The organism is Streptomyces sp. NPDC051963, assembly GCF_044593495.1.
In the GTDB taxonomy this organism is placed as follows: domain Bacteria; phylum Actinomycetota; class Actinomycetes; order Streptomycetales; family Streptomycetaceae; genus Streptomyces.
Genome location: NZ_JBIUCC010000005.1, coordinates 632,292 through 653,572, shown reverse-complemented (window position 1 = coordinate 653,572; position 21,281 = coordinate 632,292). Strand labels below are relative to the sequence as shown.

The 21,281-nt window shown below is 69.7% G+C and carries 20 protein-coding genes; 11 read left to right on the top strand and 9 right to left on the bottom strand.

Annotation, left to right across the window (positions count from 1 at the left end):
* Positions 1-51 precede the first annotated feature (51 nt).
* Positions 52-1,032, top strand: coding sequence for an ATP-binding protein (locus tag ACIHFB_RS23765; protein ID WP_400127822.1), 981 nt, complete (start codon positions 52-54; stop codon positions 1,030-1,032).
* Between the two features lie 6 nt (positions 1,033-1,038).
* On the opposite strand, the gene ACIHFB_RS23760 is transcribed toward ACIHFB_RS23765, so the two are convergent.
* Positions 1,039-2,313: a hypothetical protein gene (locus ACIHFB_RS23760; RefSeq protein ID WP_365272978.1), complete on the bottom strand. Its 1,275-nt coding sequence runs from the start codon at positions 2,311-2,313 to the stop codon at positions 1,039-1,041.
* Positions 2,314-2,648: 335 nt separating this feature from the next.
* On the opposite strand from ACIHFB_RS23760, the gene ACIHFB_RS23755 reads away from it, so the two are divergent.
* The 6 genes from ACIHFB_RS23755 (at position 2,649) to ACIHFB_RS23730 (ending at position 10,755) form a co-directional block, all read left to right on the top strand.
* Positions 2,649-5,030, top strand: coding sequence for a bifunctional SulP family inorganic anion transporter/carbonic anhydrase (locus tag ACIHFB_RS23755; RefSeq protein ID WP_400127821.1), 2,382 nt, complete (start codon positions 2,649-2,651; stop codon positions 5,028-5,030).
* A 203-nt stretch (positions 5,031-5,233) separates the two neighbouring features.
* On the top strand, positions 5,234-7,192 hold the full coding sequence (gene acs / locus ACIHFB_RS23750; RefSeq protein ID WP_400127820.1) for an acetate--CoA ligase: 1,959 nt from the start codon (positions 5,234-5,236) through the stop codon (positions 7,190-7,192).
* Between the two features lie 195 nt (positions 7,193-7,387).
* Positions 7,388-8,800: a Na+/H+ antiporter NhaA gene (gene nhaA / locus ACIHFB_RS23745; RefSeq protein WP_365272969.1), complete on the top strand. Its 1,413-nt coding sequence runs from the start codon at positions 7,388-7,390 to the stop codon at positions 8,798-8,800.
* A 97-nt stretch (positions 8,801-8,897) separates the two neighbouring features.
* Positions 8,898-9,386 (top strand): phage holin family protein, encoded by a 489-nt coding sequence (locus ACIHFB_RS23740; protein WP_365272967.1) that lies wholly within the window; start codon positions 8,898-8,900, stop codon positions 9,384-9,386.
* The gene (locus tag ACIHFB_RS23735) at positions 9,383-10,312 is read left to right on the top strand and encodes an alpha/beta hydrolase (RefSeq protein ID WP_365272964.1); all 930 of its coding nucleotides are present in this window, start codon (positions 9,383-9,385) and stop codon (positions 10,310-10,312) included. The genes ACIHFB_RS23740 and ACIHFB_RS23735 overlap by 4 nt, the downstream gene beginning before the upstream one ends.
* Positions 10,313-10,575: 263 nt before the next feature.
* The gene (locus ACIHFB_RS23730) at positions 10,576-10,755 is read left to right on the top strand and encodes a hypothetical protein (protein ID WP_365272961.1); all 180 of its coding nucleotides are present in this window, start codon (positions 10,576-10,578) and stop codon (positions 10,753-10,755) included.
* Between the two features lie 51 nt (positions 10,756-10,806).
* On the opposite strand, the gene ACIHFB_RS23725 is transcribed toward ACIHFB_RS23730, so the two are convergent.
* The 3 genes from ACIHFB_RS23725 to nth all read right to left on the bottom strand — a co-directional run bounded on the left by ACIHFB_RS23725 (position 10,807) and on the right by nth (position 13,809).
* Entirely contained in the window at positions 10,807-12,006 is a 1,200-nt protein-coding gene (locus tag ACIHFB_RS23725; protein ID WP_400127819.1) for a MarP family serine protease, read from the bottom strand.
* Between the two features lie 119 nt (positions 12,007-12,125).
* Positions 12,126-12,821, bottom strand: a complete 696-nt coding sequence (locus ACIHFB_RS23720) for a CoA pyrophosphatase (RefSeq protein WP_365272955.1) — start codon at positions 12,819-12,821, stop codon at positions 12,126-12,128.
* A 61-nt stretch (positions 12,822-12,882) separates the two neighbouring features.
* Entirely contained in the window at positions 12,883-13,809 is a 927-nt protein-coding gene (gene nth, locus ACIHFB_RS23715) for an endonuclease III (protein ID WP_400127818.1), read from the bottom strand.
* Positions 13,810-14,058: 249 nt separating this feature from the next.
* Between nth and ACIHFB_RS23710 the strand changes: the two genes are divergently transcribed.
* Entirely contained in the window at positions 14,059-14,733 is a 675-nt protein-coding gene (locus ACIHFB_RS23710) for a Crp/Fnr family transcriptional regulator (protein ID WP_210580722.1), read from the top strand.
* Between the two features lie 51 nt (positions 14,734-14,784).
* Entirely contained in the window at positions 14,785-15,618 is an 834-nt protein-coding gene (locus ACIHFB_RS23705; protein WP_400127817.1) for a nucleotidyltransferase domain-containing protein, read from the top strand.
* Here the strand turns inward: ACIHFB_RS23705 and ACIHFB_RS23700 are convergent.
* From ACIHFB_RS23700 to ACIHFB_RS23685, 4 genes are all read right to left on the bottom strand, one after another.
* A complete protein-coding gene (locus ACIHFB_RS23700) occupies positions 15,615-16,445 on the bottom strand; it encodes an MBL fold metallo-hydrolase (RefSeq protein WP_365272947.1) in 831 nt (276 codons plus the stop codon). The two genes, ACIHFB_RS23705 and ACIHFB_RS23700, sit on opposite strands and share 4 nt — an antisense overlap.
* 375 nt (positions 16,446-16,820) lie before the next feature.
* Positions 16,821-17,687 carry an NUDIX hydrolase gene (locus ACIHFB_RS23695; RefSeq protein WP_365272944.1) on the bottom strand — a complete coding sequence of 289 codons (867 nt, stop codon included), beginning with the start codon at positions 17,685-17,687 and terminating at the stop codon, positions 16,821-16,823.
* A gap of 49 nt (positions 17,688-17,736) precedes the next feature.
* Positions 17,737-18,204: a RidA family protein gene (locus ACIHFB_RS23690; protein WP_365272941.1), complete on the bottom strand. Its 468-nt coding sequence runs from the start codon at positions 18,202-18,204 to the stop codon at positions 17,737-17,739.
* On the bottom strand, positions 18,201-18,359 hold the full coding sequence (locus tag ACIHFB_RS23685) for a DUF4177 domain-containing protein (RefSeq protein ID WP_003991873.1): 159 nt from the start codon (positions 18,357-18,359) through the stop codon (positions 18,201-18,203). The genes ACIHFB_RS23690 and ACIHFB_RS23685 overlap by 4 nt, the downstream gene beginning before the upstream one ends.
* Positions 18,360-18,453: 94 nt before the next feature.
* On the opposite strand from ACIHFB_RS23685, the gene ACIHFB_RS23680 reads away from it, so the two are divergent.
* Both ACIHFB_RS23680 and ACIHFB_RS23675 read left to right on the top strand, forming a co-directional pair.
* Positions 18,454-19,431: an ArsA-related P-loop ATPase gene (locus ACIHFB_RS23680; protein WP_365272938.1), complete on the top strand. Its 978-nt coding sequence runs from the start codon at positions 18,454-18,456 to the stop codon at positions 19,429-19,431.
* 34 nt (positions 19,432-19,465) lie between these two features.
* Positions 19,466-20,797, top strand: a complete 1,332-nt coding sequence (locus ACIHFB_RS23675) for an ArsA family ATPase (RefSeq protein ID WP_400127816.1) — start codon at positions 19,466-19,468, stop codon at positions 20,795-20,797.
* A gap of 23 nt (positions 20,798-20,820) precedes the next feature.
* On the opposite strand, the gene wblA is transcribed toward ACIHFB_RS23675, so the two are convergent.
* On the bottom strand, positions 20,821-21,159 hold the full coding sequence (gene wblA / locus ACIHFB_RS23670) for a transcriptional regulator WblA (RefSeq protein ID WP_067033339.1): 339 nt from the start codon (positions 21,157-21,159) through the stop codon (positions 20,821-20,823).
* Positions 21,160-21,281: the final 122 nt, after the last annotated feature.

Below are 21,281 nucleotides of genomic sequence, written 5' to 3'. Positions count from 1 at the left end.
CTTCACGCCCGCCTGCCACCTACAGCTATCGCCCGACTACCCTTTGTGAACATGAAAATTGCTTTCGTCGGGAAGGGCGGCAGTGGCAAGACGACGCTGTCCTCCCTCTTCATTCGTCATCTCGCGGCCGACGGCGCACCGGTCGTCGCGATCGACGCGGACATCAACCAGCACCTGGGGGGCGCGCTCGGCCTGGACGAGACGGACGCGGGCGAGCTGCCCGCGATGGGCGACCGGCTGCCGCTGATCAAGAACTATCTGCGTGGCACCAACCCCCACATCACGTCCGCCGAGACGATGATCAAGACCACACCGCCCGGGGAGGGTTCACGGCTGCTGCGGGTGCGCGGGGACAATCCGGTCTACGACGCCTGCGCCCGGCCGGTGGAACTCGACGGCGGCGCCGTCCGTTTGATGGTCACGGGCCCCTTCACGGACGCCGACCTGGGAGTCGCCTGCTACCACTCCAAGACCGGAGCGGTGGAGCTGTGTCTGAACCACCTGGTGGACGGCCGTGACGAGTATGTCGTGGTCGACATGACAGCGGGCTCGGACTCCTTCGCCTCCGGCCTGTTCACCCGCTTCGACATCACGTTCCTCGTCGCCGAGCCGACCCGAAGGGGGGTCTCCGTCTATCGCCAGTACAAGGAGTACGCCGCCGACTTCGGAGTCGTCCTCCAGGTCGTCGGCAACAAGGTGCACAGCCAGGAGGACCTCGACTTCCTCCGCGCCGAGGTCGGGGACGACCTGCTGGTGTCGGTCGGCCACTCGGACTGGGTGCGCGCCATGGAGAAGGGCCGCCCACCCCGGTTCGAGTTCCTGGAGGACGCGAGCCGCCGCGCCCTGCGGCTGCTGCGGACGGCCGCCGACGCGACATACGGGCTGCGCGACTGGGAGCGCTACACGCAGCAGATGGTGCACTTCCATCTGAAGAACGCCCGGACGTGGGGCAATGAGCGCACCGGGGTCGACCTGGCGGCGCAGGTCGACCCCGGGTTCGTGCTCGGCGAGGATGTCACGACCCTTGCGTGACGGCCGCTACCGCTGGTCCGCCGGCGCCCCGGGCGCGCCCTTGGGGGCCGGCGCCGGGCGGCCGGACAAGAAGGATGCCCAGCCCTGCTTCGGGGCCTCGCCGACCTTCAGGGTGCTCAGCTTCCGCAGCGTCTTGGGGTCCTGGGCGTCCAGCCAGTCCGCCAGTTGCCGGAAGGACACACAACGCACCTCGGACTTGGTGCACACCTCCTCGACGACCTCCTCGACGGCCCTCATGTAGGTGCCGCCGTTCCAGGACTCGAAGTGGTTGCCGATGATCAGGGGTGCGCGGTTGCCGTCGTAGGCCCGGAAGAAGCCCTTGAGCAGGCCGTCCCGCATCTGGTCGCCCCAGAACTCGTACTTGTCGGGGTCACCCTGGGTGGTGGTGCCCGACTGGTTGACCATGAAGTTGTAGTCCATGGTGAGCTGTTCGTAGGTGTGCCCGGGGAACGGCACGAGTTGCATCGACAGGTCCCACAGACCTTCCTTCTTCTTCGGCCAGACCTGGTCGTTGACTCCGCTGGTGTCATAGCGGAAGCCCAGCTCGCGGGCGGCCTTCATGAAGTTCTCCTGGCCCTCCAGACAGGGTGTGCGGGCGCCGATGAGCTCCTTGTCGTAGTCGAAGGGCAGCGAAGCGGCCTTCTTCATACCGGTGTTGGTCTTCCAGGACTTGACGAATCGTTTCGCCTGGGCGATCTCGTCCTTCCACTCCTCGACCGACCAGTCACCGACCCCGCCGTCGGTGCCGCAGAAGTGGCCGTTGAAGTGGGTGCCGATCTCGTTGCCCTCCAGCCACGCCAGGCGCAGTTGCTTGACGGTGTCGGCGATGCCGCGGTCGTCGTTGAAGCCGATGTCCGAGCGGCCGGGCGAGTGTTGCGGGGGTCTGTAGAGGTCGCGCTTTCCCTCTGGCAGCACGTACACGCCGCTGAGGAAGTACGTCATCGTCGCGTCGTTCTTCTTGGCGACCTTGCGGAAGTGGGAGAACAGCCGCTGGCTGTCCTCGCCCGCGCCGTCCCAGGAGAACACGACGAACTGCGGTGGTTTCTGGCCGGGCTTGAGGCGTTCGGGTCTGGGCAGATGCGGCTGGGCTCCGGTGTAGGAGGTGGAGCCGTCGCCGATCAGACGGACCACGCTCTTGGGCGCCTGCGCAGCCTTCTGCGGACCAGGGGCTCCTTGCTTGGCAGTTGGGGAGTCATTCGTCCCCGTCGTACAACCGGCTAGCGATGCGGCACAGGCCGCGGCGGCCACTGCGCCCGCGGCGATCCTCTGGGTGGCGGCCATATTCCGCCCACCTTTCCTTCTCTCAGGCCAACGCTGATGAGTCGTTCTCGGGTGATGTGCCGGGAAGGGCCGACAGCGCCGCCAAGATCGCATGGGATTGAGAAGGAATTAATATGACAAGCCGATAAAAATCCTATGTCACTCATGCGAGTGAGGTATTCGCCCATTTGCGCGGAAAGTCTATGCTCTCCCTTTACTCTCCATTACGATCCATTTACCGAACGTTGATTTCATCCCGCCGCTGCACGCCGTGACCCACGGCCGCGACCCGCCCCTCCGCCCGAGCGGAGGACCACCAGATCTGCGACCGCGCCGCCCCGGAGGAGACGGGAAACATGTCTGCCTGCGTCCCCACCCGCGCCACCGATTCCCCTCGGCCCAAGCGCCGGCCCCACAGTTCCCCGCCGTCCCGCCGCCGCTTCCGTATCGCGGGCGCCGATGTGTCGGCTTCGATCGCGGTCTTCCTGATCGCCCTGCCCCTGTCCCTCGGCATCGCCCTCGCCACCGGTGCGCCGCTCCAGGCCGGCCTCGTCGCGGCCGCCGTGGGCGGGCTCGTCGCCGGATGGCTCGGTGGCGCCCCGCTCCAGGTCAGCGGCCCCGCCGCCGGCCTGACCGTGGTCACCGCCGATCTCATCCAGCGGTACGGCTGGCGTACGACCTGCGCCATCACCGTCCTCGCCGGTCTCGCCCAACTCGGCCTGGGCTTCCTGCGCGTGGCGCGCACCGCGCTCGCCGTGAGCCCCGCCATCGTGCACGGCATGCTCGCCGGTATCGGCGCGACCATCGCCGTCGCCCAGCTGCACATCGTCCTCGGCGGCACACCGCACAGCTCGGTCGTCGACAACGTGCGGGAACTGCCCGCCCAGTTGGCACAGCTGCATCCGGCCGCGGTGTCGGTGAGCATCCTGACCCTGGCGATCCTCCTGCTGTGGCCGCGCATTCCCGGCCGCGTCGGCCGTCTCCTGCGCAAGGTGCCGGCCGCACTCGTCGCCGTCGCCGGAGCCACCGCCATCGCCTCGCTCGCCGGACTGACCCTGCCCAAGGTCGACCTGCCGTCCTGGCGCAGCCACGCCCTGGCCGGACTTCCCGAGGGACCGGTGCTCGGCCTGATCGCCGCCGTGCTCACCACCACGCTGGTGTGCAGCGTGCAGTCACTGCTCGGCGCCGTCGCCGTGGACAAGCTGGTGGCCTCCCGCACCGATCCGGCGGCCGGCGGTCCCGGCACGACCACCCGCGTCGGCCGCTCCGACCTGAACCGCGAGCTGCTGGGACAGGGCGCCGCCAACGTCGTCGCCGGCACGCTCGGCGGTCTCCCCGTCGCGGGCGTGGCCGTGCGCAGTGTGGCGAATGTCCAATCCGGTGCCGTGAGTCGGAACTCCACGATGTTGCACGGCGTTTTCGTAGTAGTCGCCGCACTGCTGATGGTCCCGATTCTGGAGTTCATCCCGCTGGCCTCACTCGCCGCCCTGGTGATGGCCGTCGGCATCCAGATGGTGTCCCTGCACCACATCCGCACGGTGACCCGCCACCGAGAAGTGCTGGTGTACACCGTCACCACACTCGGCGTGGTGCTCCTCGGCGTCCTGGAGGGCGTGGCGCTGGGGATCGCCGTGGCCGTCGCCGTCGCCCTGCACCGCCTCACCCGCACCCGGATCACGCACGACGAGAAGGAAGGAGTCCATCACGTCCATGTACGAGGGCAGTTGACGTTCCTCGCGGTGCCGCGCCTCAGCCGTGTCCTGCATCGTGTGCCCGAAGGGGCCCATGTCGTCGTCGAGTTGGACGGCTCCTTCATGGACCACGCGGCGTACGAGTCACTCCAGGACTGGCAGAACACGCACACGGCGCACGGCGGCACGGTCGAGATGAGCGGCCGTCGCGTCGGGGTCCGGATCACCGAGCCCGCCGGCACCGGTTCCGGTGAGCACGCCGACTGTCACTGCCGCCCCTGGACACCGTGGCGCAACCACCAGTGCGAACCCCCGCGGTCCACGGCCACTCCCGACGGACATGCGACCGGTCCCTCCGACACCGACGAGATCGGGCCCAGCACCCATGAGCTGGCCCGCGGCATCAACTCGTTCCATCGCAACACCGCGCCCATGGTGCGGCGCGAGCTGGCCCGGCTGGCGCGCGAGGGGCAGCAGCCGGCTCAGCTCTTCCTCACCTGCGCCGACTCACGACTGGTCACCTCGATGATCACCTCCAGTGGTCCGGGCGATCTGTTCGTGGTGCGCAATGTGGGCAACCTCGTGCCGCCGCCCGGGGAGGAGAGCGGGGACGACTCGGTGGCGGCCGCGATCGAGTACGCGGTGGAGGTGCTGAAGGTGCGGTCCATCACGGTGTGCGGGCACTCCGGGTGCGGAGCCATGCAGGCGCTGCTCAACTCCGAGTCCGGCGGCGGCCAGACGCCGCTCAAGCGGTGGCTGCGGCACGGGCTGCCGAGCCTGGAGCGCATGGCCGACGACACCCGACCCTGGGCCCGGCTCGCCGGACGCAAGCCCGCCGACGCGGTCGAGCAGCTCTGTCTGACCAATGTGGTCCAGCAGTTGGAGAACCTGCGCGCCCACGAGTCGGTGGCCCAGAGACTGCGGGAGGGCTCGCTGGAGTTGCAGGGGATGTACTTCCACGTGGGCGAGGCCCAGGCGTACCTGCTCGCCGGGGTGGGCGAGGGCGAAGTGTTCGGCCATGTAGGTGCCGCGGACATGTCGGCATGACCAGGGATGTGAGAGGCACGACACCAAATGAACCCGCTGCCCGCGCTGTCCGTGAGATGGGATGACCCCGGCCGCCGAAAGGACCGTGGCGGACCCCCGCAGACAGGTCTAAACCAATTTCCGGTCGGCCCTTGTCATCGGGCCCTCCGGTCTGATGAGCTGTGGCCTGGGACACAACGGACACCCTGGGAAAGGGAGATGTCGTGAGCAACGAAAGCCTGGCCAACCTGCTCAAGGAAGAACGCAGGTTCGCACCCCCCGCCGACCTGGCCGCAGGCGCCAACGTCACCGCGGAGGCGTATGAACAGGCCAAGGCTGACAGGCTCGGCTTCTGGGCCGAGCAGGCCCGGCGGCTGACCTGGGCCAAGGAACCGACCGAGACACTGGACTGGTCGAAACCGCCGTTCGCCAAGTGGTTCAAGGACGGCGAGCTGAACGTCGCGTACAACTGCGTCGACCGGCATGTCGAGGCGGGCCACGGCGATCGCGTCGCCATCCACTTCGAGGGCGAGCCCGGCGACAGTCGCACCATCACCTATGCCGAGCTGAAGGACGAGGTCTCCAAGGCGGCAGGCGCCCTGCTGGAGCTGGGCGTGCAGAAGGGCGACCGGGTCGCCGTCTACATGCCGATGATCCCCGAGACGGCGATCGCGATGCTGGCGTGCGCCCGGATCGGCGCCGCGCACTCCGTGGTCTTCGGCGGCTTCTCGGCGGACGCGCTCGCGACCCGGATCCAGGACGCCGACGCCAAGGTCGTCATCACCTCCGACGGCGGCTACCGGCGCGGCAAGCCGTCCGCGCTCAAGCCGGCCGTCGACGAGGCGGTCGACAAGGCGGGCAATGTCGACCACGTGCTCGTGGTCCGCCGTACGGGCCAGGAGGTCGCCTGGAACGACGAGCGGGACGTGTGGTGGCACGAGATCGTCGACCGGCAGTCCACCGAGCACACCCCCGAGGCCTTCGGGGCCGAGCACCCGCTCTTCATCCTCTACACGTCCGGTACGACGGGTAAGCCGAAGGGCATCCTGCACACCTCGGGCGGCTATCTGACGCAGACCGCGTACACCCACCACGCGGTCTTCAACCTCAAGCCCGAGACGGACGTGTACTGGTGCACCGCCGACGTCGGCTGGGTCACCGGGCACTCGTACATCGTCTACGGTCCGCTGGCGAACGGCGCGACGCAGGTCATGTACGAGGGCACGCCGGACACCCCGCACCAGGGGCGGTTCTGGGAGATCGTGCAGAAGTACGGGGTGACGATCCTCTACACGGCGCCGACCGCGATCCGTACGTTCATGAAGTGGGGCGACGACATCCCCGCGAAGTTCGATCTCAGCAGTCTGCGGGTCCTCGGGTCCGTCGGTGAGCCCATCAACCCCGAGGCCTGGATCTGGTACCGCAAGCACATCGGGGCCGACCGGACGCCGATCGTGGACACCTGGTGGCAGACCGAGACCGGCGCGATGATGATCTCACCGCTGCCCGGGGTCACCGAGACCAAGCCGGGATCGGCGCAGGTCCCGCTGCCCGGTATCTCCGCGACCGTCGTCGACGACGAGGCGCGGGAGGTCCCCAACGGCGGCGGTGGCTATCTGGTCCTGACCGAGCCGTGGCCGTCGATGCTGCGCACCATCTGGGGTGACGACCAGAGGTTCCTGGACACGTACTGGTCACGATTCGAGGGCAAGTACTTCGCCGGTGACGGGGCGAAAAAGGACGACGACGGCGACATCTGGCTGCTCGGTCGGGTCGACGACGTCATGCTCGTGTCCGGCCACAACATCTCCACGACGGAGGTGGAGTCGGCGCTCGTGTCGCACCCCTCCGTCGCCGAGGCGGCCGTGGTCGGTGCCGCCGACGAGACGACCGGGCAGGCCATCGTCGCCTTCGTGATCCTGCGCGGGACGGCGAACGCCGAGGACGAGAACCTCGTCGCCGACCTGCGCAATCACGTCGGCGCCACCCTCGGCCCCATCGCCAAGCCGAAGCGGATCCTGCCCGTCGCGGAGCTGCCCAAGACCCGCTCCGGCAAGATCATGCGCCGTCTGCTGCGGGACGTCGCGGAGAACCGTCAGCTCGGTGATGTCACCACGCTGACCGACTCGACGGTCATGGACCTCATCCAGGCGAAGCTCCCGGCGGCGCCGAGCGAGGACTGAGTACGGCACTCAGGGGCACCCGGCGCCAAGCGCGCCGGGTGCCCCTTTTGCGTCTAGCGTGAAGATCTCCCGACGAGCCCGGGCCGCATCTTAGGTAAACTAAGCAAAGCGTCAAGAACGTGACAACGAATCAAGGTGCGCCGGGAAGTCTGGTCGGCATGTGTTCCGTCCTGCCCACCGACCGGAGGTCTCCTCGTGTCCGCGCCCGTCCGCAACAGGGAAAACGCCAGCACCCGCAAGGTTTTCGGACGCCTGTCCCTGCCCGAGCGGACCTTCGTGGCGGACGCGCTGCGCACCGAGACCGTCGGCGGCGTGCTGCTGCTCATCGCCGCGATATCCGCCTTGATCTGGGCGAACGTACCCGCACTGCACGACAGCTATGAGAGCGTCAGCCACTTCCACCTCGGCCCCAAGGCGCTCGGCCTGAACCTGTCGATCGCCCACTGGGCCGCCGACGGCCTGCTCGCGGTCTTCTTCTTCGTCGCCGGCATCGAACTCAAGCGTGAGCTGGTCGCGGGTGATCTGCGCGACCCCAAGGCCGCCGTGCTTCCCGTCGTCGCCGCGCTGTGCGGCATGGCCGTACCGGCGCTGGTCTACACCCTCACCAACATCACCGGCGGCGGCTCGCTCGAGGGCTGGGCCGTGCCCACCGCCACCGACATCGCCTTCGCGCTGGCGGTGCTCGCGGTCATCGGTACGTCACTGCCGAGCGCCCTGCGCGCCTTCCTGCTGACGCTGGCCGTCGTCGACGACCTGTTCGCGATTCTGATCATCGCGGTCTTCTTCACCGACAAGATCGACTTCGCCGCGCTCGGCGGCGCCGTCGTCGGTCTGCTCGTCTTCTGGATGCTGCTGCGCAAGGGCGTACGCGGCTGGTACATCTACGCGCCGCTCGCCCTGGTCATCTGGGCGCTGATGTACAACAGCGGCATCCACGCCACGATCGCGGGCGTCGCGATGGGACTGATGCTGCGCTGCACGACGCACGCCGATGAGGACCACTCCCCCGGCGAGCACATCGAGCACCTCGTACGCCCGCTCTCGGCGGGCCTCGCCGTCCCGCTGTTCGCGCTGTTCAGCGCCGGTGTCGCCATCTCCGGGGGCGCCCTGGGCGACGTATTCACCAAGCCGGAGACGCTCGGTGTCGTCCTCGGGCTGGTCGTCGGCAAGGCGGTCGGAATTTTCGGGGGTACGTGGCTGACGGCACGTTTCACCAGGGCGTCGCTCAGCGATGAGCTCGCCTGGCCCGATGTGTTCGCGGTGGCGTCGCTGGCCGGGATCGGGTTCACCGTCTCGCTGCTGATCGGCGAGCTGGCCTTCGACGGCGACACGGTGCTGACCGGCGAGATCAAGGCCGCCGTACTGATGGGGTCCCTGATCTCGGCGGGCCTTGCCACCGTGCTGCTGAAGATACGGAACGCCAAGTACCGCAAGATGTGCGAGGACGAGGAGCGCGACGAGGACCTCGACGGCATCCCGGACATCTACGAGGAGGACGACCCGGCGTACCACCTGAGGATGGCCGACATCCACGACCGCAAGGCCGCCGAGCACCGCCGGATCGCCGAACTCATGACCGCCGAGAACGGCACGGGCATGCCGAAGTGACGGGCGGGCAGGCGACGGGAACGACGGTCCGGCATGATCTGACGGGACGGTACAAAATGACCGTCGAAGAGAAGACAGGCACAAGAGGGAGAACGCGATGAGCGCACCCGACGGCAGCCCGGTCGGCGCCGAACGCAGCATCGGCCAACTGTTCGCCTCGGCGACCACCGAGATGTCGGCGCTGGTGCACGACGAGATCGCGCTGGCCAAGGCGCAGCTCAAGCAGGACGTCAAGCGCGGCGCGACGAGCGGCGGCGCGTTCACGGTGGCCGCCGGCGTGCTGGTGTTCTCCCTGCCGATGCTGAACTTCGCCCTGGCGTACGGCATCCGGACCTGGAGCGACTGGAACCTCGCGATCTGCTTCCTGCTGTCCTTCGCGGCGAATGTGCTCGTCGCGGTCGTCCTCGCGCTGATCGGCGTCGTCTTCGCGAAGAAGACCAAGAAGAGCAAGGGCCCGCAGAAGGTCGCGGCCTCCATGAAGGAGACGGCGGGCGTGCTCCAGAAGGCCAAGCCGCACCCGCGTCCCGAACTGCCGCAGGACCGGGTCCCGGAGGCCATCGAAGCTGTGGCACGCTCGTCGTCATGACGGACCCTTCGGCGCAGCCCCTTTCGGTCGTACGGCCAGACGGTCCCTGGACACACCGGGAAGTGGCCGCCAACGGCGCGCGCTTCCACATCGCCGAGATGGGCGACGGGCCGCTCGTGCTGCTGCTGCACGGCTTCCCGCAGTTCTGGTGGACCTGGCGGCACCAGCTGGTCGCCCTCGCCGACGCCGGGTTCCGGGCCGTCGCGATGGACCTGCGGGGCGTCGGCGGCAGCGACCGCACGCCCCGGGGCTACGACCCGGGCAACCTCGCCCTCGACGTCACGGGTGTCGTACGGTCCCTCGGCGAGCCGGACGCCGCGCTCGTCGGGCACGACCTCGGCGGGTATGTGGCGTGGACGGCGGCCGTGATGCGCCCGAAGCTCGTACGGCGGCTCGCGGTCACCTCGATGCCGCATCCGCGGCGCTGGCGGGCCGCCATGCTCTCGGACGTCAGGCAGACGGCTGCCGGCTCCTACATCTGGGGGTTCCAGCGGCCCTGGATCCCGGAGCGCCAGCTCATCGCCGACGACGGGGCGCTCGTCGCCCGGCTGATCCGGGACTGGTCCGGGCCGAGCCTGCCGGACGACAAGGCGGTGGACACGTACCGACGTGCCATGTGCATCCCGTCGACCGCGCACTGCTCGATCGAGCCGTACCGGTGGATGGTGCGGTCCCTCGGCCGCCTGGACGGCGTCCAGTTCAACCGGCGGATGAAGCGGCCGGTGCGGGTGCCGACGCTGCATCTGCACGGCTCGCTGGACCCGGTGATGCGCACACGCAGCGCGGCCGGGTCCGGGGAGTACGTCGAAGCGCCGTACCGCTGGCGGCTCTTCGACGGGCTCGGGCACTTCCCGCACGAGGAGGATCCAGTGGCGTTCTCCTCAGAGCTCATCAGCTGGCTGAAGGATCCGGAGCCGGACCGATGAAGTGCACCTCAGCCGTGCCCGGCTGGGGGTCCGGGGGTCGCCCCCCGGGAAAACACAGCCCGCACGAGGAGGATCCCGTCGCTTTCTCGACCGAGTTGATCAGCTGGCTGAAGGATCCCGAACCCGATCGGTGACCGTGCCGCTGCGCGTGGTGTCGCCCGTCCGGAACAACTGTCCTACGAACAGCCAAATGCCCGGCGCATAGGCCAATTGGGGGCCCTGGGGGCGGTTATCGACCTTGGGGCAGGGGCACACGTCGGGGTATGGGCTGGACGCACGACTACAGTGACGCAGCACGCAATCGACGCTCGGGCAACGCTCTGAGCTCCCATCAGCGAGGCACCCCGCAACTGCCGGGCGGTGACCTCCGGGTGGGCATTCCGCGCATCCTGCGCCGCCGGGCCCGCTGGGTCTCGGTACGGCTGCGTCACCCGCGCGGCTGACACCTCACCAGCAGTCGGCCGACGCCCTCTCGCCGCACCCCTCGCGGAGCGTCAGAGCGCGCAGCTGTCGCTGTCCACCTGCTGGTTCGCGGTGCGCCCCTTGGTGATGTCCTCCTGGATCTCGTCCGCGGTGAGGGCGTACCCGGTCTCGGCGTCGTCGAGGGACTTGGCGAAGACCACGCCGTAGACCTGGCCGTCGGGCGTGAGCAGCGGGCCGCCGGAGTTGCCCTGGCGGACGGTCGCGTAGAGGGAGTAGACGTCGCGGCTGACGGTGCCGCGGTGGTAGATGTCCGCACCGGTGGCAGTGATGCGCCCGCGCACCCGCGCGGCCCGCACGTCGTACGCCCCGTTCTCCGGGAAGCCGGCGACGATCGCGCTGTCCCCGCTGCCCGCGTCCTCGGTGGTGAACTTGAGCGTCGGCGCGTCCAGGTCCGGTACGTCGAGTACGGCGATGTCGCGCTCCCAGTCGTAGAGGACGACCGTCGCGTCGTACTTCCTGCCCTCGCCGCCTATCTGGACGGTGGGTTCGTCGACGCCGCCGACGACATGTGCGTTGGTCATGACGCGGCGGTCGGAGAAGACGAAGCCGGTGCCTTCGAGGACCTTGCCGCAACTCTCCGCGGTGCCCATGACCTTGACGATGGAGCGCTGGGCGCGGGTGGCGACGGCGCTGTTCGCGAGGGCCGGGTCCGGGGGCGCGACCTCCTTGATCGGCTCGTTCGAGAACGGGCTGAAGACCTGCGGGAAGCCGTTCTGAGCGAGGACCGAGGTGAAGTCCTTGAACCAGGTGTCGGCCTGGGTGGGCAACGCCTCCGACACACCCAGCAGCACCTTGGAGTTGCGGACCTCCTTGCCCAGCGTCGGCAGCGTGGTCTGCGCGAGGGCCGAGCCGATGAGCCACGCGACGAGGAGCATCGCGACGACGTTCACGAGCGCTCCGCCCGTCGCGTCCAGGGCGCGGGCCGGGGACCAGGTGATGTATCGGCGCAGCTTGTTGCCGAGGTGGGTGGTGAGGGCCTGGCCGACGGAGGCGCAGACGATGACGACGACGACCGCGACCACGGCGGCGGTGGTGCCGACTTCGGCGTTGTCGGTCAGCGCGTCCCAGATGACGGGCAGCACATAGACCGCGACGAGGCCGCCGCCCAGGAAGCCGATCACCGACAGGATGCCGACGACGAAGCCCTGGCGATAGCCGACGATCGCGAACCACACGGCGGCGACCAGCAACAGGATGTCCAGCACGTTCACCGCTTCTAGCCTCGCCTCATCACTACGCGGTCACCTCAGGTCGGCCGGGAGTCTGGCCCGCCGCGCAGCGGCAATGCGATACAGCGTCCCCCGGTTGGACACAGCACGCGGACACCTTGTCATGCGCGCCAGTCGAGCGGGACCTGCTTCTCGCGGTCCCATGGTCGCTCCCAGCCCGCGTAATGCATGAGGCGGTCGATGATTCCTGCCGTGAAACCCCACACCAGGGCCGATTCGACCAGAAATGCCGGACCTCGGTGACCGCTGGGGTGGACGGTGGTGGCGCGGTTGGCGGGATCCGTGAGATCCGCCACGGGGACGGTGAAGACGCGCGCGGTCTCATTCGGATCGACGACCCCGACCGGGCTCGGCTCGCGCCACCAGCCGAGGACCGGGGTCACGACGAACCGGCTCACCGGGATGTACAGCGTCGGCAGCACGCCGAACAGCTGGACGCCGCCCGGATTCAGCCCGGTCTCCTCCTCGGCCTCGCGGAGAGCGGCCCGCAGCGGTCCGTCGCCCTTCGGGTCGCCGTCCTCCGGGTCGAGGGCGCCGCCCGGGAAGGACGGCTGCCCGGCGTGCGAGCGCAGCGAACTCGCCCGCTCCATGAGCAGCAGCTCGGGGCCCCGCTCGCCGTCGCCGAACAGGATGAGGACGGCGGACTGCCGCCCCGCGCCGTTCTCCGGCGGCAGGAAGCGGCTGAGCTGGAGCGGCTGGACCGTCTCCACCGCGTGCACCACCGGGTCGAGCCAGGCGGGCAGGCCCTCCTTGCTGAGCGCCACCGGCCCGCCCTGTGTGTCGCTTGCTCGCGTCATCGCCACCCCCGTCGTCCTGAACTGCCCAACGCCGGGCGCCCCCGAGATCGTTCCTGAGAACTCATCCGGCCCCCAGCGGCGGCGCCGGTTTGCCACCCGCGTCCAGATACGACTGCGGAGGCTTCAGACGCTGGCCGGGGAAGCCGCCCTTCTCGTACTTGAGCAGCTTCTTCGCCTTCTCCGGGTCCGTCTCGCCCTCGCCGTACGCCGGGCAGAGCGGGGCGATGGGGCAGGCACCGCAGGCGGGCTTGCGGGCGTGGCAGATACGTCGGCCGTGGAAGATCACGTGATGCGAGAGCATCGTCCACTCACTCTTGGGGAAGAGCGCGCCCACGGCGGCCTCGATCTTGTCCGGGTCGGTCGCGTCGGTCCACTGCCAACGCCTCACCAGCCGCTGGAAATGCGTGTCCACGGTGATGCCGGGGCGGCCGAAGGCGTTCCCGAGCACGACGAAGGCGGTCTTGCGGCCCACGCCGGGGAGCTTTACGAGGTCTTCGAGCCTGCCGGGGACCTCGCCGCCGAAGTCCTCCGCGAGGGCCTTCGACAGTCCCATCACCGACTTGGTCTTGGCCCGGAAGAAGCCGGTCGGGCGCAGGATCTCCTCGACCTCCTCGGGGTTGGCGGCGGCCAGGTCCTCGGGCGTGGGGTACTTGGCGAAGAGCGCCGGGGTGGTCTGGTTGACGCGCAGGTCGGTGGTCTGGGCGGACAGCACCGTGGCCACCACCAGCTGGAAGGGGTTCTCGAAGTCCAGCTCGGGGTGGGCATAGGGGTAGACCTCGGCGAGCTCGCGGTTGATACGGCGGGCTCGGCGGACCAGGGCGGTGCGGGACTCGCCCTTCGGAGGCTTCGCGGGCTTGAGAGGCTCCGGAGGCTTCGCAGGCCTCTTCGCCGTGGCCTTCTTTTTCACATCCCCCTCTGTCACTTTTGCCGCTTTCTTTCCGCCAGTGGGAATCTGTTCGCCCACAGCAGAATCCCGACGTGCAGCCACTCGTACAGCCCCCTTGGCCTGTGCTCTCACCGGCGTTTTGGACACCCGGCCAGCCTAAAGCCCGGCACTGACATCCGCCCCGGACCCGGGAGATCGGCCCCCGATTGGACCCCTGCCGCTTACCTCAGGACACCTGTGCGGCATCCTTGTGACAGATCACACTGTTTGGACCGTCCGGCAAAATGGGGAGCACGGTCCCCTGGTACGTGGGGGAATGATCCCCTGAGCAGGTCGACAAGGAGAGAACTCGTGGACGACGTTCTGCGGCGCAATCCGCTCTTCGCGGCGCTCGATGACGAGCAGTCCGCGGAGCTGCGCGCCTCCATGAGTGAGGCGACCCTCGCACGTGGCGACTCCCTGTTCCACGAGGGTGACCCGGGCGACCGGCTCTACGTGGTCACCGAGGGCAAGGTCAAGCTTCACCGCACCTCGCCCGACGGCCGCGAGAACATGCTGGCCGTCGTCGGCCCCGGTGAGCTCATCGGCGAACTGTCCCTCTTCGACCCGGGTCCGCGCACGGCGACCGCCACCGCGCTGACCGAGGTCAAGCTGCTGGGCCTGGGCCACGGCGACCTCCAGCCCTGGCTGAACGCCCGCCCCGAGGTGGCCACCGCGCTGCTGCGCGCCGTCGCCCGCCGGCTGCGGAAGACCAACGACCAGATGTCCGACCTGGTCTTCTCCGACGTCCCCGGCCGTGTCGCGCGCGCCCTGCTGGACCTCTCCCGCCGCTTCGGCGTGCAGTCCGAAGAGGGCATCCACGTCGTCCACGACCTCACGCAGGAGGAGCTGGCCCAGCTGGTCGGCGCGTCCCGCGAGACGGTCAACAAGGCGCTGGCCGACTTCGCACAGCGCGGATGGCTGCGTCTTGAGGCGCGTGCGGTGATCCTGCTGGACGTGGAGCGGCTCGCCAAGCGCTCGCGGTAGCCACGCCGTAAATCACCGGCCACGGCGGCTCCGTCGGGGCACAGTGATGCCATGGCCGGAAGCATTCCCCCCAAGGGGCTCGACTCCCTCGGCTTCATCGAGCGCGAGGGGTCCCTCGGGTGTGTCCCGCGCGAGTTCCGTCCCGTCGTCGTCGCCACGCGTGACCGGGTGCTCGATCACTTCGGAGCGCGGCTGGACAGCGCATACCTCTACGGGTCGATTCCGCGGGGCACCGCGCGCGTGGGGCGCAGTGATCTGGATCTGCTGGTCGTGCTGCGCGAGGAGCCCGGTGACGGGGACCGGGAGGGCGCGCGGGCGCTGGGTGAGGCGGTCGACAAGGAGTTTACGCAGGTCGACGGGGTCGGGATCCTGCTGGTCAGCCGGGCACAGACGCTGAGCGAGCCGGAGCGGTACGACCTGGGGTGGTTCGTCGCCTGTCTGTGCACCCCGTTGCTCGGCGAGGACCTCGCCGATTATCTGCCGCGCTACCGGCCCGACTCGCTGCTCGCCCGCGAGACCAACGGCGACCTCGCCATGCTCCTGCCCCGCTGGCGCGAGCGGATCGCGCGGGCAGACTCCGCCGACGAAACGGAGGACGCCCGGCGGCCCCTCGTACGCCTGCTGTCCCGCCGCCTCGTCCGCACGGGCTTCACGCTCGTCATGCCCCGCTGGAACGGCTGGACGAGCGATCTGGCCGACATGGCCGAGGTGTTCGCCGCGTACTACCCCGCGCGCGGGGAGCAGATGCGCGCGGCCGCCGTCCTCGGCTGCGAGCCGACCGGCGACAGGGGCGTCCTCACGTCGTACGTCGACGACCTCGGGCCCTGGCTCGCGGAGGAGTACGCGCGCGTGCACGGCATCAAGGCCCCGCGGCCCGACTCCTAGATGAGGCCGTGCTCCTGGAGATAGTCCAGCTGAGCCCGTACCGACAACTCCGCCGCCGGCCACAGGGAACGGTCCACGTCCGCGTAGACATGCGCGACGACCTCCGACGGAGCCCGGTAGCCGTCCTCGACGGCCGTCTCGATCTGGGCGAGTCGGTGGGCGCGATGGGCGAGATAGAACTCGACGGCGCCCTGGGCGTCCTCCAGGACCGGTCCATGGCCCGGCAGCACGGTGTGGACGCCGTCGTCGACCGTGAGGGACCTGAGCCGTCGCAGGGAGTCCAGGTAGTCGCCCAGGCGGCCGTCGGGGTGCGCCACGACCGTCGTACCGCGCCCCAGGATCGTGTCGCCGGTCAGGACCGCACGGTCGGCCGGGAGATGGAAGCACAGGGAGTCCGCGGTGTGTCCGGGCGTCGGTACGACCCTCAGCTCCAGGCCGCCGACCGTGACCACGTCCCCGGCGGCCAGCCCCTCGTCGCCCAGCCGCAGCGCCGGGTCCAGGGCCCGCACCTTCGTGCCCGTCAGTTCCGCGAAGCGGGCGGCGCCTTCGGCGTGGTCGGGGTGACCGTGCGTCAGCAGGGTCAGCGCGACGCGCTTGCCGGCCCGCTCGGCGGTGTCGAGGACGGTGCGCAGATGGCCGTCGGCAAGGGGACCCGGGTCGATCACGACGGCCAGTTCGGAGTCGGGCTCCGACACGATCCACGTGTTGGTGCCGTCCAGGGTCATCGCGGAGGCGTTGGGCGCAAGGACGTTGACGGCCCGTTCGGTGGCGGGGCCCGAGAGGTCCCCGCCCCTCGGCTGGCCGGGGAGGGCGGCTGCGTCGGTCATGCGGAGGTTCCTCCCGTCAGGCTGGGCAGCACGTCAGGTTGCCGGTCGGAGGCCGGCGCAGCGTCCCGAAGCCTGCGGAGCAGTGCGAGGGGCGCACGAGGAATTGGGACCCCGCCCCTCGGCCGGCCGGGGAGGGCGGCTGCGTCGGTCATGCGGAGGTTCCTCCCGTCAGGCTGGGCAGCACGTCAGGTTGCCGGTCGGAAGCCGGCGCAGCGTCCCGAAGCCTGCGGAGCAGTGCGAGGGGCGCACGAGGAATTGGGACCCCGCCCCTCGGCCGGCCGGGGAGGGCGGCTGCGTCCGTCATACGAGGGGATCCTTCGGGGCGTCCGATGCGGCGGTCTGGGTCGTGCGCGGGGCTCTGGCTCGGGTCATGCTTCAGGCCCCGCCCGTGGGGATGTGCTTCGTGAACTCGTCGTGTCCCGGCCAGGACAGCACGATCTCGTCGTCCTCCAGGCGGGCCCGGGCCAGGACCGGCGTCATGTCACGACCGGGGGCGGCGGCGAGCGCCTCGGCGGCCGTGGCGTACGGGGTCAGCTGACGCAGGGTCGCGATCGTCGGCGGCATCATCAGCAGCTCGCCCTTGTCGTACGACGTGGCGGCGTCGGCCGGTGTCGTCCACACCGTGCGGTCGGCCTCCTCGGAGACGTTGCGGGTGCGCTGGCCCTCGGGGAGGGCGGCCACGAAGAACCAGGTGTCGTAGCGGCGGGGTTCGAACTCCGGGGTGATCCAGCGGGTCCAGGCGCCCAGCAGGTCCGAGCGCAGGACCAGGCCGCGGCGCTCCAGGAACTCCGCGAAGGACAGGTCCCGGGCGACCAGGGCGGCGCGGTCCGCCTCCCAGTCGTCGCCGGTGGTGTCGCCGACGACCGAGTCGGGGGTGGGGCCCGCGAGGAGGACGCCTGCCTCCTCGTACGTCTCCCGTACCGCCGCGCAGACGATCGCCTGGGCCGCCGTCGGCTCGTCGACACCGAGCCTGTCCGCCCACCACGCGCGCGTGGGGCCCGCCCAGCGGATGAGGTGCTCGTCGTCGCGGGGGTCGACGCCGCCGCCCGGATATGCGTACGCGCCTCCGGCGAAGGCCATGGAGGCGCGTCTGCGCAGCATGTGGACGGCGGGTCCGGTGTCGGTGTCCTTCAGGAGCATGACGGTGGCCGCGCGCTTGGGGGTGACCGGGGTGAGGGTTCCTTCCGCGAGGGCGCGGATCAGGGCCGGCCACTCCTTGGGGTACCACTGCCCGTTTGCCATGGGCGGAGGGTATCCCGGGGCGGGTGGATGTTCGAGATGTGGCCGCGGCCTACGCCGAGGTCAGCTCCACCTGGACCTCGACCTCCACCGGCGCGTCCAGCGGCAGTACGGCCACGCCCACAGCGCTGCGCGCGTGCACGCCCTTGTCGCCCAGGACCTCGCCCAGGAGTTCGCTGGCGCCGTTGATGACACCGGGCTGCCCCGTGAAGTCGGAGGCCGAGGCGACGAAGCCGACGACCTTCACCACGCGCGCGATGCGGTCCAGGTCACCCGCGACGGACTTGACCGCGGCGAGGGCGTTCAGCGCGCAGGTGCGGGCGAGGGCCTTGGCCTCCTCGGCCGTGACCTCCGCGCCCACCTTGCCGGTGACCGGAAGCTTGCCGTCCACCATCGGGAGCTGGCCCGAGGTGTAGACGTACACACCGCTCTGCACGGCCGGCTGGTACGCGGCGAGCGGCGGGACGACGTCCGGCAGGGTCAGGCCCAGTTCGGCCAGCTTCGCCTCGACCGCGCTCACTGCTTCTCCCGCTTCAGGTAGGCCACCAGCTGCTCGGGGTTGTTCGGCCCGGGCACGACCTGGACGAGCTCCCAGCCGTCCTCGCCCCAGGTGTCCAGAATCTGCTTCGTGGCATGGACGAGCAGCGGCACGGTGGCGTATTCCCACTTAGTCATGGGCCGACTGTAACTGCTGCCGCGTGAGGCCTCGCGCACACGTTGTCCACAGCCTCCGGCGTACTCCGGCAGCCGACTGGTTAGGCTCGAATACGTGAGCAGGCTCCAGGTCGTCAGCGGCAAGGGCGGAACCGGTAAGACCACGGTGGCCGCCGCCCTCGCGCTGGCCCTCGCCACCGAGGGGAAGCGCACGCTTCTCGTCGAGGTCGAGGGCCGGCAGGGCATCGCACAGCTCTTCGAGACGGAGGCGCTGCCCTATGCGGAGCGCAAGATCGCCGTCGCGCCCGGGGGCGGGGAGGTGCACGCGCTCGCCATCGACCCCGAACTGGCCCTTCTGGACTACCTCCAGATGTTCTACAAACTGGGCGGTGCCGGCCGGGCCCTGAAGAAACTCGGCGCCATCGACTTCGCCACCACCGTCGCGCCGGGGCTGAGGGACGTACTCCTGACCGGCAAGGCGTGCGAGGCCGTGCGCAGGAAGGACAAGGCCGGACGGTTCGTGTACGACTACGTCGTCATGGACGCCCCGCCCACGGGCCGCATCACCCGCTTTCTGAACGTCAACGACGAGGTCGCCGGGCTCGCGAAGATCGGCCCGATACACAATCAGGCGCAGGCCGTGATGCGGGTGCTGAAGTCCAAGGAGACAGCCGTCCACCTGGTGACGCTGCTCGAGGAGATGCCCGTGCAGGAGACCGCGGACGGGATCGCCGAGCTGCGGGCGGCGCGGCTGCCGGTGGGTCGGATCATGGTGAACATGGTGCGGCCCCAGGTGCTGGACGAGGCCGACCTGGATCTCGTACGAGCCGTTCCGCGGGCCTCGGTCGCCAGGTCGCTGTCCGCTGCCGGGCTCGGCGGCGCACGCCGCGGCGGGAACGCCGAGCGGCTGGTCGATCCGCTGCTGGAGCAGGCCGGGGAGTACGCCGAGCGGTACGCCCTGGAACACGAACAGCGGGCCGTCCTCGGCGAACTGGGCCTGCCGTTGCACGAACTCCCGCTGTTCGCCGAGGGCATGGATCTGGCGGCTCTGTACCAACTGGCGCGCAGGCTGCGGAAACAGGGGATGTCATGAGCAGGTGTGCCAAGAGTCGGAAGCAGGGGATGTCATGAGTCCGGACCACTCGGCCCACGCGCACGACACCGCCCGCCACCGCATCTCCCCCGCCCGCATGCTCGACGTCGATCCGCTGCTCGACGATCCGAGGACCCGCATCGTGGTGTGCTGCGGCTCGGGCGGGGTCGGCAAGACGACCACGGCGGCGGCGCTGGGGCTGCGTGCCGCCGAGCGCGGCCGGAAGGTGGTCGTCCTCACCATCGACCCGGCCCGCCGGCTCGCCCAGTCCATGGGCATCGACTCCCTGGACAACGTCCCGCGCCGGGTGAAGGGCGTGGAGGGCACCGGTGAGCTGCACGCCATGATGCTCGACATGAAGCGCACCTTCGACGAGATCGTCGAGGCGCACGCCGACGCCGAGCGGGCGGCCGCGATCCTGGGCAACCCGTTCTACCAGTCGCTCTCGGCGGGCTTCGCGGGCACGCAGGAGTACATGGCGATGGAGAAGCTGGGGCAGCTGCGCGCCAAGGACGACTGGGATCTGATCGTCGTGGACACGCCCCCGTCCCGCTCGGCGCTGGACTTCCTGGACGCGCCCAAGCGCCTCGGCTCCTTCCTCGACGGCAAGCTCATCCGTGTCCTGCTGGCCCCCGCGAAGGTCGGCGGCCGGGCGGGGATGATGTTCCTGAACGCCGGGATGTCGATGATGACCGGGGCGCTGGGCAAGCTGCTCGGCGGACAGCTGCTGAAGGACGTACAGACCTTCGTGGCGGCGATGGACTCGATGTTCGGCGGCTTCCGCACCCGCGCGGACGCGACGTACAAGCTGCTTCAGGCGCCCGGGACGGCGTTCCTGGTGGTCGCGGCGCCGGAGCGGGACGCGCTGCGGGAGGCCGCCTACTTCGTGGAGCGGCTGGCCGCCGAGGACATGCCGCTGGCGGGTCTGGTGCTCAACCGGGTCCACGGCAGCGGCGCCGCCCGGCTGTCGGCCGAGCGGGCACTCGCCGCCGCGGAAAATCTTGAAGAGCCCCGCATTGTGGATCAGGGGGACGGGAAAGCTGGTCTTCGTAACTCTCCCGACACGTACGACAGTTCAGAATCTCCCGCGTCCACGACACCAGCGCCGGCCGAAGGCTCCCCCGCCGATCCGGATCCGGAGCGCTCCGTCGACCAGCTCACCGCAGGCCTGCTGAGGCTGCACGCCGAGCGTATGCGGCTGCTCTCCCGCGAGCAGCGCACGCGTGACCGCTTCACCGCGCTCCACCCCGAGGTGGCGATGGCCGAAGTGGCCGCGCTGCCCGGCGACGTACACGACCTCGCGGGGCTGCGAGACATCGGGAACCGGCTCGCGGCCAACCGGCCGGAGCTGCCGAGCAGTGACTGAGGGAACCCCCTGAAGGGGTGGCCTCAGCTCACCGCCGCGTAGTTCTCGTACACCTCGTCGTCGTCGAGGGGCAGAATGCCGGCCCCTCGCTCGTACTCCGTCCGCGCGGTCTCCAGCAGTCGGCGCCAGGAGGTCACGGTGGGTCGCCTGCGCAACAGCGCGCGGCGCTCCCGCTCCGTCATCCCTCCCCACACGCCGAACTCGACGCGGTTGTCCAGCGCATCGGCCAGGCACTCGGTCCGCACCGGACATCCGGTGCACACCGCCTTGGCCCTGTTCTGCGCTGCTCCTTGAACGAACAGTTCATCCGGATCGGTAGTGCGGCAGGCCGCCTGCGCACTCCAGTCGGTTACCCAGCCCATACCGGCGCCGTCCTCTCCCGAATCGAGGCTCCCCCACGGCGGCAGCGGCATATTCACCGCCGCCAGTTGAGGACGTTACGGAAGGTGGGCACAGCGCAACACCCCCAGCGGGCCCAATCTTG

Bases quoted from the DNA above. Each gene is read 5' to 3' on its own strand.
- ACIHFB_RS23765 (WP_400127822.1), top strand. From the start codon at position 52: ATGAAAATTGCTTTCGTCGGGAAGGGCGGCAGTGGCAAGACGACGCTG.
- ACIHFB_RS23760 (WP_365272978.1), bottom strand. From the start codon at position 2,313: ATGGCCGCCACCCAGAGGATCGCCGCGGGCGCAGTGGCCGCCGCGGCC.
- ACIHFB_RS23755 (WP_400127821.1), top strand. From the start codon at position 2,649: ATGTCTGCCTGCGTCCCCACCCGCGCCACCGATTCCCCTCGGCCCAAG.
- ACIHFB_RS23740 (WP_365272967.1), top strand. From the start codon at position 8,898: ATGAGCGCACCCGACGGCAGCCCGGTCGGCGCCGAACGCAGCATCGGC.
- ACIHFB_RS23735 (WP_365272964.1), top strand. From the start codon at position 9,383: ATGACGGACCCTTCGGCGCAGCCCCTTTCGGTCGTACGGCCAGACGGT.
- ACIHFB_RS23730 (WP_365272961.1), top strand. From the start codon at position 10,576: ATGGGCTGGACGCACGACTACAGTGACGCAGCACGCAATCGACGCTCG.
- ACIHFB_RS23720 (WP_365272955.1), bottom strand. From the start codon at position 12,821: ATGACGCGAGCAAGCGACACACAGGGCGGGCCGGTGGCGCTCAGCAAG.
- ACIHFB_RS23705 (WP_400127817.1), top strand. From the start codon at position 14,785: ATGGCCGGAAGCATTCCCCCCAAGGGGCTCGACTCCCTCGGCTTCATC.
- ACIHFB_RS23700 (WP_365272947.1), bottom strand. From the start codon at position 16,445: ATGACCGACGCAGCCGCCCTCCCCGGCCAGCCGAGGGGCGGGGACCTC.
- ACIHFB_RS23695 (WP_365272944.1), bottom strand. From the start codon at position 17,687: ATGGCAAACGGGCAGTGGTACCCCAAGGAGTGGCCGGCCCTGATCCGC.
- ACIHFB_RS23685 (WP_003991873.1), bottom strand. From the start codon at position 18,359: ATGACTAAGTGGGAATACGCCACCGTGCCGCTGCTCGTCCATGCCACG.
- ACIHFB_RS23675 (WP_400127816.1), top strand. From the start codon at position 19,466: ATGAGTCCGGACCACTCGGCCCACGCGCACGACACCGCCCGCCACCGC.
- wblA (WP_067033339.1), bottom strand. From the start codon at position 21,159: ATGGGCTGGGTAACCGACTGGAGTGCGCAGGCGGCCTGCCGCACTACC.